The sequence below is a fragment of the Planotetraspora sp. GP83 genome, from assembly GCF_041262585.1.
Lineage (GTDB): Bacteria > Actinomycetota > Actinomycetes > Streptosporangiales > Streptosporangiaceae > JAOEGB01.
This window is the reverse complement of record NZ_JBGCBZ010000005.1, coordinates 362,974-376,617: the sequence shown is the minus strand read 5'-3', so window position 1 is coordinate 376,617 and position 13,644 is coordinate 362,974. Positions and strand designations below refer to the sequence as shown.

Sequence of the window (13,644 nt, the reverse complement as noted above, 5' to 3'; positions counted from 1 at the left end):
ACGTTGGCGCGTCGGCCTAATCTCGAAACCATCATCGGATGATCCGGGAAGGTACACCCCCTCCCGGCAGATCCACAGGTTTCGATCATTGCTCGGGAGAACGCGCTATGGCGCCTAAGGATCTCGTGGCATTGATCGGCGTGCTCTGTCGCATAGCGGCAGGAATCCACGTGTTCGCAGTACGGCCTATTCGTCGCTGATGACAAATGCCGTGATCTATCCCCGATCCGGCACCGTTTCGTGAGGCTCCGGCGAGGAATCGGGGCGATTCACTGCGTCGCGGCGGTTAGCAGGGCGTGGAACTGCTTCAGCAGGGCCGCATCGCCGGAGATGCGTATGGAGGCGTCGTCGCCGCGGTTCCAGAGCCAGAGCAGGAGCGCGACCGGGTCCCCGCTCACCTTCGCGTCCCCGTCGAAGCCCGTGGCCGCGTCCACGTTCACATGGCCAGGCTGGGCGCCGTGGCTGGCCACAGCGGTCAGCGTCCAGGCGTGGTGGTTCGTGGAGACCGAGACCGGGCGCTCGTCCGGCGCGTCGAGAAGGGTGCCGAAGTCGTCCAGCCAGCGGGCGCTCCCGTAGCCGACGAACAGCCGCAGGACCTCGTCGATAAACCCAATTTCCGGGAGCGGGTGCTTCTCCACGGTGCTCCTGCGAGGACGATGCACCTCGTATGGGCGGCCGTGCCAAGACTGACGTGGAGGGTCATCGGGCCGGAGGCCTAACACCTGGGTGGCCAGTCGGGACCACACACTGAACGGTTGGGGCGCTGTCGGTGGCGTGCCCTACAGTCGGCACGTGCCGCCACTTGTCCCGCCCGCATTGCCGCCCGGCTCGATGGCGTCGCTGACGCAGCCCGAGATCCGCGCCAACGGCGTGGAGCTTCGCCTCCGTGAGGAGCTTCCGTACGTCTGCGTGACGCCCCTGAACAGGCCGCACGGACCGGTGTGAGGAGCTTCCGTACGTCTCTAAAGGGGTTTCCGAACGGCCGCACGCGCCGCTGTGCCGAGCCGTGCTGTCAGAGCCAGCCGCGGGTGGCGGCGTTGACGCCCGCCTGGAAGCGGGTGGTGGCGCCCAGATCGGCCATGATCTCCGCTATCCGGCGGGTGGCGGTGCGCGGGCTCACTCCGAGCTGACGGGCGATGGCCTGGTCCTTCATGCCGGCCTTGAGCATCTGCAGGATGAGCAGGTCGCTGTCGCTGGGTTGGTCATCGGGCTGCGGACACCCGCCCGCGATCGGCTCGGCCCGCTCCCAGTAGACCTCGAACAGCTCGATGAGCGCGTCCAGTATGCCCGACGGGTGGATCACGGCAAGGCTGTCGTAGACCTCGCCGACCAGCGGCAGAAGCGCGATGCGCCGGTCTACGATCCGTAGCTTGAACGGAAGCGTGGGTAGGAACCGGGACTGCTCCCCGAGAGAGGCCAGCTTGACGATGGTCTCGAACCGACCGGGACGCTCCATGGACTCGGGACAGTAGACGGAGCGCACTTCGACCCCCCGCTTGATCATCGCGAGGGTCTCCGCCGTCTCCGTCTCGTTGGTGTACGGCTGGCCGTTCGCCATGGGGCGATAGGGCGGCTTGTCCAGCACCCACAGGTGAGTCCTGATCGCGGGTGACAGCTCTTCCAGCCTCCGGTTGACTGTTTCGCGGCCCGAAAGCACTTCCACCAGGCTGTCGGGATCGCTCCTCAACTGGCCGGCCCGATGCACGTAGGCGAGGTCGGCCACTGCCGACTGCACCTCGGTGAAAGCCAGTTCGACCTCCAGCCGGCGCTGATTGAGCAACGCTGCCAGTGCGGTGTCCGGGCTGACCGGCTCGTAGTGGCCGCGCGTGTCACGCCTGACCACACCGAGCGCGCTGAGTCGCGCGAGGGCGCGCCTGACCCGGGAGGGTGACGCGCCGACCGAGGCGGCGATTTCCGAAGGCCCCGGATCGACCTCACTGAGAAGCAGGAGATACACGCGCTCGTCGAACTCGCTGATCCCCAGTGCGCCCAACACAGGCTTGTTCCCCACGCGACGGCCTCGAAGAGGGACGAATGTGTCATCTTTCGCCACATGGCTAAAAGACGCCACAAGTGTATCTAGACAACCATTCGTCGCAAGACGTTCACTTTTCTCGCCGAACACCGGCGACCGCACGAAGCGCATCTGACCCCCGGAGCGCGTGGCGGCGCCGCCGCGTCGAAGGGAGTCAGTCCGTCGCGTGCCGTTCGGTGATCTTCGCCGCAGAGCGGTGCAAGCCCGCTCTCGGCCTCTTCTCGCCCCCGGAGGAACAAAACGTGGCCTTCAAGTCACGAAGAACACATGCCCCCCACGGTGTGGCCGTCGTCGCAGCGGCTTTGGCGCTCGCGGCGACGATGACCCCGGCACCGGCCACCGCCTCGACGACATCCCCTGCCGAATCGCCGGCCGCCTCGGCAGCGCCCGGCACCGCGCCTTCCCCGGAGACGGGCTCTCCCGAGTCCCTCGCCGGTCGTTACATCGTCACCCTCTCGGACAAGCCGCTGGCGACGTACGAGGGCGGCGTGCCCGGCATCGCCGCCACCAAGCCGGTGCACGGCAGGAAGGTGGACACCACCACGGCGAACGCGAAGCGCTACCGGGACCACCTCGTCGAGGAGCAGGCCACGGTGGCCGCGGCCGTGGGCGCCGAACCTGTGCGCAACTACTCCGTCGCCACCAACGGGTTCGTCGCCGACCTGTCCGGCGTGCAGGCGCTGAAGCTGATGCGGACGCCCGGCGTGGTCTCCGTCGCCCGGGACGAGCTGCATCAGACGATGGACGACAAGAACTCCACCGACTTCCTGGGCCTCTCCGGCCCGAACGGTGTGTGGTCCACCCTGGGTGGTACGGCTAACGCCGGCAAGGGCGTCGTCATCGGCGACATCGACACCGGGATCTGGCCGGAAAGCCGTTCGCTGGCCGCGCCCGCGCTGGACTCCGCGCCGCCCTCCGCGGACGACCCCTACCGGCCGTACCTCCAGGGCACGACCATCGTCATGCGCAAGGCCGACGGCGGCACGTTCACCGGGACCTGCCAGACCGGCGAGCAGTTCGCGGCGAGCGCCTGCAACCAGAAGCTCATCAGCGCCCGCTACTTCGGGGACACCTGGCTGAAGCAGAATCCCCCCGCCAAGCGGGCCGACTACGTGTCCCCTCGTGACGGGCAGGGCCACGGCACGCACACCGCCACGACCGCCGCCGGCAACGCCGACGTCGATGTCAAAATCGGCGGCCGCGACTTCGGAAAGATCACCGGGGTCGCTCCGGGTGCGGCGATCGCCGTCTACAAGGCGCTGTGGCAGGGCAAGAACGGGGGCGCCACCGGCGGTTACCTGTCGGACATCGTCGCGGCCATCGACCAGGCGGTCGCCGACGGCGTCGACGCGATCAACTATTCGGTCGGGACCGCCTTAGAGACGCCGGCCAACAGTGCCATCAACCTCGCCTTCCTCAACGCGGCCTCAGCCGGGATCTTCGTCTCCGCGTCGGCCGGCAACCAAGGGCCGGACCGGTCCAGCATGGACAACACCATGCCGTGGGAGACCACGGTGGCGGCCAGCACCATCGCGCCGTATACCGGCACGGTGGAGCTGGGCAACGGCGCCCGCTACACCGGCGTCAGCACGTCGCTCGCCGCTACGGTGGGGCCGAAGCCGCTCGTGCTGGCGGAGTCCGTGAAGAACGCGACCGCCACGGTCTCCAACGCGTCGCTGTGCTCGCCCGACTCGCTCGATCCCGCCAAGGTCGCCGGGACGATCGTCGTCTGCGACCGGGGCGTCATCGCGCGGACGATCAAGTCCGCCGAGGTCAAGCGGGCCGGCGGTGCCGGCATGGTGCTGGTCAACCTGACCGACAGCAGCGAGGACGGTGACCTGCACAGCGTCCCGACCGTGCACCTCAACACGCCCCACTCGCTGGACGTGCGGGAATACGCCAAGACCGCCAGCGCGCAGGCGACCCTCGTCCCAGGTGGGGGGGCCGTGCCCTACCCGCAGATCGCCGGGTTCTCCTCGCGGGGCCCGTCCCTCACGAACAGCGGCGACCTGCTCAAGCCGGACATCGCCGCCCCCGGAGTGTCGATCCTCGCCGCGGTGGCCCCGCCCACCAACGAGGGACAGGACTTCGCCTTCGAGTCGGGCACATCCATGGCCGCGCCGCACATCGCCGGCCTCGCCGCGCTCTACCTCGGCGAGCACCCCGACTGGTCGCCGTCCGCGGTCAAGTCGGCGATGATGACGACCGCGACCGACACCAAGACCGCGACCGGTGACGCGAACACCGATCTGTTCGCGCAGGGCGCGGGCGAGGTCACCCCCACCCGGATGCTCAACCCCGGCCTGGTGTACGACTCCTCCGAGGAGGAGTGGCTCGGCTACCTCGAAGGCCGCGGCGTCCACACCGGCTCCGGTGTCCCGGCGATCACCCCGACCCAGGTGAACTACCCATCCATCGCGTTCGGCCAACTGCTCGGTTCCCGGACCATCACCCGCAGGGTCACCGCGGTGACCCCGGGCGTGTATCACGCCAAGATCGACCTCCCGGGGATGAAGGCCACCGTCCGGCCTTCCACCCTGAAGTTCGACGCGGCGGGGGAGACCAAGGAGTTCACGGTCACCCTGACGCAGAAGACCGCCGAGTCGGGGGACACCACGATCGGCTCTCTCACCTGGGTCGGCGGCGGCGTCGCCGTGCGCAGCCCGATCGTGCTGACGCCGGAGAGCGCACTGGCGCCCGCGCAGATCAGTGGCACCGGCAAGGACGGCAGCGTCACCTTCACGGTCACCCCCGGCCTGTCGAAGTTCCCGATCAACGCGTACGGCATGGTCTCCGGCCCGCTGACCCCCGGGTCGGTGTCCAACTTCGGCAACCCCGAGCAGGACTTCTGGACCACGGTGCCCGAGGACGCGAAGGCCGTCGAGTTCACCGCCCGTACGGACAACCCGGAGGCCGGGCTGACCGTCCTGGTCGCCCGCGAGATCGACGGCAAGCTCTGGTTCGAGGCACTCTCGGACATGGTCACGCCCGACGCCCGGGTGAGCCTGCCCAACCCGAAGCCCGGCAGGTACTTCGCGGCGGTCATCACGCTCGGCGACCTGCCGGGGACCACCTCGACGCCGTTCACCTTCCAGACGAACCTCGTCAACGGGGAGGACGGTGCCGGTGAGATCACCGTGTCGCCCAAGCACCCCAAGGTCACTCCGGGCGAACCCCTGCGGGTGACCGCGTCCTGGTCGAACCTGCCCAGTGACGCCCGCCACACGGGCTACGTCGAGTTCCCGAACGGCTCAGGCACTGTGATCACTGTCAACTGATCCGCGACGCGGCGCACAGGCCACACCCCACGGGGCGTGGCCTTTTGCGTGCGTGAGGCTGGCTGCTCTGGCCGCTCAGTGTTGCGGGTGCGGGTCTATCACGTAGACGACCAGGGCGAAGACCACGGGAAAGTGATGTGCGAGTTCACGGGGAACTGCACGGCCGGGATGACGCCCATGAAGTTCCACAGCAAGATCAGAAAGAACATGCTCAGCAGGAGTGGCATCCAGCGGTCGGCGTCCTTGCCGAGGAACGGCCGGGCTAGCTGGTCCCGCACGAACTCATAGCCGTACTCACCGGCGTTCTGCAGCCCCCGGGGGACCAACTTCGGCGTGGCGAACACCGCCCAGGCCAGTGCGCACAGCACCAGCACTCCGACGGCGGCGAACACCACAGGCTTGGTCAGCCAGTACGGCGCGCCGCTCCAGAGCGGGGGAAATCGAACAGCCCCACATCCGGAGCCTTGACCCCGTCCATGGCGACGATGGCCGGCACGCTCACGGCGGCCCTCCTCCCGAAGGGTCTCCGAGGTCGAAACCCCGGAGACCCTCGCATCCGAATACCTGAGAAAGAGCGATGACGCACATCCCGAAACTGGGTACGCCGTACTCGGTTGCAGGGCCGACGATACTGGCCCCGGGTACGGTGTACGCAGTAGACCTGTTCGGTACGAGGCGATGGCCGATGAAAACGCGCGAGAACCTGTGGATGCGACCCGAGCGTCCGGCCCGGGGACCGAAGCCGAGCTTCAGCCGGTCACGCCTGACGGAGGCCGCCATCCAGATCGCCGACTCCGAAGGGCTGGACGCGATCTCCATGCGGCGGCTGGCCACGGAGATCGATGCCGGGACGATGTCCCTCTACCGGTACGTCTCAGGCAAGGACGACGTGATCGAGCTGATGATCGACGCCGTCGTGGCGGACTACCTCCCGGCCGACACCGCCCTGTCCGGAGACTGGATGACCGACCTCCGGGCGCTGGCCGGGCACGCCCGGCAGACGATGCTCCGCCACCCGTGGCTCGCCCCGCTGGCGGCGACGCGGCAGCAGGCCAGCCCCAACCGGGTGCGGCTGCTGGACACCTCGCTCCGCATGGTCGACGGCCTCGGCCTCGGCGTCAACGAGATGCTGACCATCATCGGGACGGTCTTCGCCTACGTCCACGGATTCGTGCAGAGCGAGCTGGCCGACGCCGAGGCTCTCCGGCGCACCGGTCTGGATCTCATGCAGTGGATGACCCTGCAGGTCCCGTTCCTTCAGTCCGTCGTCGCGAGCGGGCAGCACCCCATGGTCGCCCGGATGCTAACGGAGGGAGGCCACGAGTACACCGACATCGACGACCGGTTCGGCTACGGGCTCGAACGCCTCCTCGAAGGCATCGCGGCCCGTCTCCCGCGTGGTGAGGGCGGCTCATCCCCTGCCGGCCGGTAGGCGATAGAGCGTCCGCACCTGCTTCCACACACGCGCGTCCAGGGTGCCCGCCTTGTTGCCGAACGAGGCGGCGGGCACCCGGAGCGGCCCGGTCAGGTCGAGGAAGCTGTTGTGGTCGGCGTCCGGATCCCAGGTGCGGGTGGGGATCTCGACGTGGTCCTGGCGGTGGCGCTGGTCCTGGCTGGTGATCTTCAGCACCTCGGCGCCGTCCCCGTGGGTCCTGAGCACGACGCAGGGCCGGACCTTGGATCCCGGGCCGTCCTCGAAGGGGACGTCGGCCCACCAGATCTCCCCAGGCCGGGGCCCGCCGCCCGCGGCGGAAGCGCCCGTACGGCCAGGCGCTTCCGTACGGCCGGGCGCTTCTGTACGGGCAGAACCTGCGGGACGCCGGGAAGCGCCGGTGCGCCGAAGGAGACCGGTGCGCCGGGAAGCGCCGCCGCGGTCGGGAGTTCTCGTGCGGCCGGCGCCGCTACGGCGACCGGGCGGCCGTTCCGGAGCCGGGCGGCGCAGCCGCGACGCGACCGCGAGACCGAGGACGACGAGCGAGACCACGCCGAGAGCCCACCACACCATGGCGGCAAGCCTATGCCGGAAGGCCGCGTGCGTCCCAGGCGGCGAGGATGCGCGCCTCCTTCTCCGGGTCGATGCCGTGGCTCAGCATGGCCGACCCGAAGCTGCGCCGATCCTCGGGGATGTCCCTCAGCCACGCCCAGGTGTCCCGGACGGTCTCGGAGACCGGACGGCAGGTCAGCCCGGCGGCCACCGCCTTGGCCGACGAGGGCGTCCACGCGCCCGCCGTCTCCGGGGTGTCCGCCAGCCAGCACGGAAACTCGGTCCACTGCTCCACCCCCTGGTCGAGCAGGAACCGGTCGTCCGCCCACACCAGCTCGGCGCCGGAGCCGGTGACCTCGACGCAGTCGGCCAGCCAGCTCCCGTATGTCGCGTTCCCCGGAATCCCGCTGGTCAGGAACCGGCCCGTGCCGCCTGTCGCCGCCTGGGCGACGGTGAAGGCGGCGATGTCCCGGGCGTCGATGAGCTGGATCGGCCGCGCGGGGTCGCCCGGGGCGAGCACGCGGCCTCCCCGTGCGATCCGGGTGAGCCACCACGGCAGCCGGCCGACGTTCTCGTGCGGCCCGAGGATCAGACCAGGGTCGATGATCAGCGTCTTCCCGTCGAAGTGCTCCTCGACCGCCCGCTCGCAGCCCGCCTTGAGCACCCCGTAGTCCCCGTAGCCGGCTTCGGCGTCGGGCGGGCACTCGTGCCGGGGGAAGCTCTCGTCGAGCCCCGTCTTCACCGGCCAGTCTGGAAAGGCCGAGATGCTGGAGATGAACGTGTAGTGCCCCGCGTGCCCGGAAAGCCGCCGCACCGAGTCGAGGACGACCCGGGGGGTGCGGCCGCTGACGTCGATGACGGCGTCCCACTCTCGCCCCTCGGCGAGCCGATCGAGGTCCGCGCCGACCTCCCTGTCGCCGTGTACGGCACGCACCCCCGGCAGGTCCGCGCCGCTCTTGCCCCGGTTGAACGTCGTGACCTCGTGCCCCTGGCTCAGCGCCTCCTCGGCGATCGCCCGTCCCAGGAACACCGAACCACCCATGACCAGAATTCTCATGAGGCCATCCTTGGCGAGGCACCGTCTCATGTCGCCGCGGTTTCACGGCCGGCGGACGTGATCCGCTGAGAGCGGACGGACGGACCCCACTACGGCTCAGCCGGTGCGGAGCTCGGGGACGGGCGTGAAGCGCTCCCGGTCGAGGACGTGGACGCGGGCCGCGCCGATGTCGAAGTACAGCCCGGTGAGCTCCAGCTTCCCGGCCCGCACGAGCCCGTCTACGAGGGGATGGGTCCGCAGGTTGTCGAGCTGCTGGATCACGTTGGCCCGGCACAGCCGGTCGAGCGGCCCTCCGTCGTCCTCTGGGCCCTCCACCGCGACGAACCGGGCGAGGCTGTGCCGCCCGTGCCGCAGCCAGCTCCGCAGCGCGGGAAGCTCCGGGCTCTCGCCCAGCAGGGCGGCCATCGCGCCACATCCCGAGTGGCCGCACACGGTGATCGTCCTGACCTCCAGCACGTTCACGGCGTACTCGATGGCCGCCGCGACCGAGTCGTCCGGCGGGACGCTCGCCGCGCGCGGCACGAGGTTGCCGATGTTCCGGACGGTGAACAGGTCTCCCGGGCCGCTCGCGGTGATGATGTTGGGCACGATCCGCGAGTCGGCGCAGGTGATGAACAGGTGCGACGGGGTCTGCTTGCGCGCCATCCGATGCAGCAGCGGCCGGACGAGCGGCGCGGTCCGCCGCTGGAACTCCCTCGTGCCTTCCAGCAGATCCGGTACGGCTCTCGCCTCGCCGGGGGCCGCCCCACACGCCTCGCCGTGACCGGCGGCGTCATCGGCACTGTGGCAGAGGACGGCGCAGGGAGCGCCGGACGAGTCCGCGCAGGCCCCGTCATGGGCCGCGTCGTGATAGGCCCCGTCATGGGCGTCGTGGCGGGCGTCGTGGCGGGCGTCGTGGCGGGCGTCGTCGTACGCGCACTCGCCGCGGCCCTGCCGTACGGGATCGAGGGCGCGGCGGCGGTAGGCCCAGGGGAGCCACCAGCGCTCGTGCCGGGGCGGGGTCTTGGAGGGGAAGAGACGGGCGCCGCTGACGGCCGCGGCGTACCACTCGCCGTGGAGCTCGTCGATGTCGACCATGCCGCCGCCGCGCTCGTGCTCCAGCCGCCAGGCGTGCAGCGCCTCGAAGGCGGCGTTGTCCATGAAGTCGAGGTTCAGGTCCAGCTCGACGGCCGCCCCTGGCGGGATGGCCGCAAGCGACTCGGTCAGCCTCGGCACGCCGATGAATGTGAGCGAACCCGTGACGACGATCCGCCAGCGCTCGCCGACCTGCCGGACCAGCACGGAGATCCAGGCCAGCCGGCGGAGCGCCAGCAGCGCCGCGAGGCCGAGGCCCAGCGCGACGCCCTCGGCGAGGCCGATCAGCACGACGCCGCCCATCGTGACGAAGTAGATCGGCACCTCGCGGTGGCCCCGGAGGTTGCGGGCGTGGCCGAGGTTGACCATCTGCACGCCGATGAACAGCAGCAGCGCCGCCAGGGCCTCCAGCGGGATGAGCGCCATCACCCAGGCGAAGGCCGCCGTGAACAGCAGCACCCACACGCCGTGCAGCACGGCGGACCAGCGGCTGCGCGCCCCGGCCCGGACGTTGGTGGTGGTGCGCACGACCACGCCGGAGACCGGAAGGCCGCCGAGCGCGCCGGACACCAGGTTGGCGACGCCCTGCGCCGTGAGCTCCCTGTCGAGGTCGGCGCGCGGCCCGTCGTGCAGCCGGTTGGAGGCGACGCACGTCAGCAGCGACTCGACTCCGGCGAGGAGGGCGACGAGCAGGACGGCGGAGGCGATGGCGTGCCAGTCGCCCTGCGGCAGCAGCGGCCCCTGGACGGAGGAGAATCCGCCGGACAGGTCGACCTTCGTCAGGTCCCACCCCAGGACGGAGGTCGTCACGGCGGTGATGAGCAGCGCGGCCAGCGGCGCCGGAACCGCGCGGAGCCGGGGGATCCGCGCCCACCCGACCAGGATCGCGATGGTGACGACGCCCGCCATGACGGCGTGGCTGTGGTTGTGGATGATCTGCGACGGCAGCTCCACGATGTTCTCCAGCGCGGAGCGCTGCGGCCTGCCGCCGAGCACGATGTGCAGCTGTGACAGGGCGATGGTCACGCCCACCCCGGCGAGCATGCCGTGGACGACCGCCGGCGAGACGCCCAGCGCCGCCTTGGCCACCCGGAACGCCCCGAGCAGCACCTGCACCAGCCCGGCCAGGAGAGTGATCATGCATGTGGCCCGCCAGCCGTACGTCTGGACCAGCTCGGCGACGACCAGTGCGAGGCCCGCGGCGGGCCCGCTCACCTGGACGACGGACCCGCCGAGCGCTCCCGCGATCACGCCGCCGACGACGGCCGCGACCAGCCCCGCCGCGACCGGAGCGCCGGACGCCACGGCTATGCCGAGCGAGAGCGGCACCGCCACGAGGAAGACCACGAGAGAAGCGGGCACGTCGTGCCGGAGCACGGATGCCCAGTGACTCTTCGGATTCGCCTGACTACTCTGCGCCATGAGGCGACCATATGACGGGTCGCCGGGCGATCAGGCAAGCTCGGGGAAAATCAGCGGTAATAGTCGGGATAGTCGGTGTCGGGGTTGCGGTGGTTGCCCCGGCGTGCGCCGGTCGAGGGCGACGCGTCGCCGTACAGCTCGTCGTAGGACGGCCAGCTCCCGCCGGTGTTCTGCTCCGGCCAGCCCGAGTTCTGCTCCGGCGAGGAGGGCCGCTGCGGGTCGCCGTACTCCTGCCGCTGCTGGCCGGAGCCGTAGAAGCTCTGCCCGGAGGGGACGTCGTAGCCCGCCGACTCGTACGGCGAGACGGCCGGCGAGGGGCCGGTGGGGACGCCCGTGGCGGGGCTCGGCCCGGTCACCGCGTCGGATTCGTCGATCGTCGCCCATCCGGCGCTGACCTCGTACGACGAGGACGTGGCGGGGTAGGACGGGTCGGTGGAGTACTGCGGGTAGCCGTCGTAGGAGGGCGTCTGGTAGGTCTCGGCGTTAGGCCAGGAGGACGCGCTGCGCGGGGGCTCCGGATCGTCGAGCACGTCACGAGCCGCCCATCCACCTGAGGGAGTCGCCGGAGAGCCCGGAGACGCCGGGGACGAGGGTGCGGACGAGGGCGGCGTCACGGCGTAGGAGGAACCGGTGTCCGGCGTCGCGAACGGACCGGTCGAGCCGTGGGACGCGCCGTTGCCCGTCCGGGTGGAGTCGTAGGCCGCCCACGTGTCGAAGGAGCCGGTGGCCGGAGCGGAGGACGCCGAGGCGTCGCCCGCGGGCCGCGGCGACGGCGTGGCCTCGAAGGGCGCGGCGCTCCCCTGGGCCTCGAAGGGGCCCGTGCCGCGCGTGGCTTCGAACGATCCACGTGTGCGACCGGTGTCGAAGGAGCCGGTGGTGGGGAACGGGCCCGTGGCGGGGAGCCCCGTGCCGGTGGTGAAGGAGTCGGCGGAGAAGGAATCGGTGCCGGTGGAGGATCCGGTGCCGCCGACGGCGGTGAAGAAGCCGGTGCTGGGGATCGGTGACGGCGTGGCCTCGAACGACGGTGCGCTTGCGGTGGCGTCGAACGAACCGGCGCCGCCCGGGACGTCGAAGGGTCCGGTGCTCCCCGGGGCCCGGAACGGTCCGGTGCCGCCCGGGATGTCGTACGACCCCGTGCCCTGGCCGGTGTCGAAGGAGCCGGTCGTACGGCCCGCCCCGGTCGTGGTGTCGGCCGATGCCGCGGAGCGGCGGCCGGATCGGGCCGGCCTGGTGGACCGGCCGGACGGGGAGCCGCCGGATCCGGCGGCCCGCGGCCCGGTGCTGAAGAGGTCGCTCGCAGGAGAGGACTCCAGCGGGCCTGTGGAGGGAGCGCCTAACGTGCCCAGGATGTCGGGCGTGGGCGCGGCGAAGGTCACGGTCTTCTGGTCGGCGGAGGCGGCGGGCCGCGCGGGCTCGACGAGGTCGGCCAGCCCGGCCGCGGCGGGCCGCTGCGGAAGAGCGGCCTGGACGGTCACGGCGTCAGGGTCGGCCATGGGGGGCCGGGAGTCCCCGGACGGGGAGCCGTTTGACGCGGAGGCCGCCGATGCCGGACCGGCGGGGGAGTCGGCCGCCGACTGGGTGACCGGGCGCGGCGTCGCCATGCGGGCGGCGATGGTGCCGCCGAAGCCGCCGTCGTCGGCGCGCACGCGGCTCCAGTAGTCGTCGTCGTAGTCGTCGGGCTCGCCCCACTCGTCCACGCCGCGCTTGCCGCGCGCGGCGGCGGGCTGTTTGCCCCCGCGCTGCGCGGGACGGGAGGCCTGCCGCCCTCCGGGGCGGGGCGCCGGGCGCGGGCCAGCGGCACGCTGCTTGGAGCCGCGGTCCGCGGGCTCCTCGAAGGCGTCGAAACCCTGGGGGAAGCTCTCGAAGAACGTCTCCTCGGCGGGCCGCCGAGGCTTGGGACCCTTGTTCTCGGCCATCGCCTTGATCCGCTCAGAAGAGAGAGCGCTCTCCCTGCGGTTCATCGACCGCATGCCCAGTGCCACGACGACGAGCACAAGGAGCACGACGGCGACGAGGCCCATAATGACCGCAGTCATAGCACCACCCTCAAGGCCATGGCCTTCCAGCGGCGCCGGTGAGATCGCGCGGCCATCGACGCGACCTGCCCCCTTTGATCACCTGCGCTCAGCAATTGGATCCGATTCTGCTCGACCACAATGACCGTTGTCACACCCTAGGTGAAGATTGGTGTAGCACGACTTCCTCCGGTGTTCAGCATGTCACTCGATGTTGTCGGCCGTGAGCCGTCCGCGAGCGATGGTGTGATCGGCGATGCGATCCAGGGTCTCCGCGAGGGGGGCGCCCTGCTGGAGATCGAGTTTCGCGTTCAGGGCGTAGACAGTGAAACGGTAACTGCCGTTGGGCTGACAGGGGGCCATATAGCCCACTTTCCCGTTAGTCGTCTGGCCCTGCCGCGCGCCCCTGGGGACGCCGTTCTCGCCCAGCTCGGTGGTGTTCGGATCGATGTTGAACACCACCCAGTGCACCTCCGCGCCGCTCTGCCTGTTGTTGTCGTCGACCACGAGGGCCACTGACTTGGCGCCCGACGTACCGGACCAGCGGAGCGGCGGATTGCCCAGCCCTCCACTACAGGAATAGCCGTGCGGCAGGGGGGCGCCGTCGCGGAACCGCGGGCTCGACACACTGATCACGTCGAGGTTCCTGGGCGATCCGCCGCCCAGGATCCCGCAGCCCGAGGCCGCGAGCGTGACCGCCGTGATGGCGGCGGCGGCTCGCGCGACCGGTGACTTTCTCGGCGACCCCATGCCCGATGATGCTACGCGGATTGCAAAGG

General features: G+C 70.5%; 11 protein-coding genes. 3 read left to right on the top strand and 8 right to left on the bottom strand.

Translation table 11 applies throughout. From position 1 onward, the window contains the following. Positions 1-269: 269 nt before the first annotated feature. Entirely contained in the window at positions 270-638 is a 369-nt protein-coding gene (locus tag ABH927_RS10280; protein WP_370020211.1) for a hypothetical protein, read from the bottom strand. A gap of 154 nt (positions 639-792) precedes the next feature. On the opposite strand from ABH927_RS10280, the gene ABH927_RS10275 reads away from it, so the two are divergent. Next, positions 793-945: a hypothetical protein gene (locus ABH927_RS10275; protein WP_370020209.1), complete on the top strand. Its 153-nt coding sequence runs from the start codon at positions 793-795 to the stop codon at positions 943-945. 67 nt (positions 946-1,012) lie between these two features. Here ABH927_RS10275 and ABH927_RS10270 read toward each other — a convergent pair whose 3' ends face one another. Continuing rightward, on the bottom strand, positions 1,013-2,146 hold the full coding sequence (locus ABH927_RS10270; protein ID WP_370020207.1) for a helix-turn-helix domain-containing protein: 1,134 nt from the start codon (positions 2,144-2,146) through the stop codon (positions 1,013-1,015). A 170-nt stretch (positions 2,147-2,316) separates the two neighbouring features. Between ABH927_RS10270 and ABH927_RS10265 the strand changes: the two genes are divergently transcribed. Next, positions 2,317-5,313, top strand: coding sequence for a S8 family serine peptidase (locus ABH927_RS10265; RefSeq protein WP_370020206.1), 2,997 nt, complete (start codon positions 2,317-2,319; stop codon positions 5,311-5,313). A 98-nt stretch (positions 5,314-5,411) separates the two neighbouring features. Here the strand turns inward: ABH927_RS10265 and ABH927_RS10260 are convergent, their stop codons facing one another. After that, on the bottom strand, positions 5,412-5,705 hold the full coding sequence (locus tag ABH927_RS10260; RefSeq protein WP_370020204.1) for a F0F1 ATP synthase subunit A: 294 nt from the start codon (positions 5,703-5,705) through the stop codon (positions 5,412-5,414). A gap of 293 nt (positions 5,706-5,998) precedes the next feature. On the opposite strand from ABH927_RS10260, the gene ABH927_RS10255 reads away from it, so the two are divergent. Next, positions 5,999-6,745, top strand: a complete 747-nt coding sequence (locus ABH927_RS10255) for a TetR/AcrR family transcriptional regulator (protein WP_370020202.1) — start codon at positions 5,999-6,001, stop codon at positions 6,743-6,745. Here ABH927_RS10255 and ABH927_RS10250 read toward each other — a convergent pair. From ABH927_RS10250 to ABH927_RS10230, 5 genes are all read right to left on the bottom strand, one after another. After that, positions 6,725-7,318: a type II toxin-antitoxin system PemK/MazF family toxin gene (locus tag ABH927_RS10250; protein ID WP_370020200.1), complete on the bottom strand. Its 594-nt coding sequence runs from the start codon at positions 7,316-7,318 to the stop codon at positions 6,725-6,727. The two genes, ABH927_RS10255 and ABH927_RS10250, sit on opposite strands and share 21 nt — an antisense overlap. 10 nt (positions 7,319-7,328) lie before the next feature. Next, positions 7,329-8,354: an NAD-dependent epimerase/dehydratase family protein gene (locus ABH927_RS10245; RefSeq protein WP_370020198.1), complete on the bottom strand. Its 1,026-nt coding sequence runs from the start codon at positions 8,352-8,354 to the stop codon at positions 7,329-7,331. Between the two features lie 96 nt (positions 8,355-8,450). Then, positions 8,451-10,850 (bottom strand): SulP family inorganic anion transporter, encoded by a 2,400-nt coding sequence (locus ABH927_RS10240; RefSeq protein WP_370020197.1) that lies wholly within the window; start codon positions 10,848-10,850, stop codon positions 8,451-8,453. Positions 10,851-10,900: 50 nt separating this feature from the next. Further along, positions 10,901-12,886 carry a hypothetical protein gene (locus ABH927_RS10235; protein WP_370020195.1) on the bottom strand — a complete coding sequence of 662 codons (1,986 nt, stop codon included), beginning with the start codon at positions 12,884-12,886 and terminating at the stop codon, positions 10,901-10,903. 183 nt (positions 12,887-13,069) lie between these two features. Next, the gene (locus tag ABH927_RS10230; protein ID WP_370020193.1) at positions 13,070-13,615 is read right to left on the bottom strand and encodes a YbhB/YbcL family Raf kinase inhibitor-like protein; all 546 of its coding nucleotides are present in this window, start codon (positions 13,613-13,615) and stop codon (positions 13,070-13,072) included. Positions 13,616-13,644: the final 29 nt, after the last annotated feature.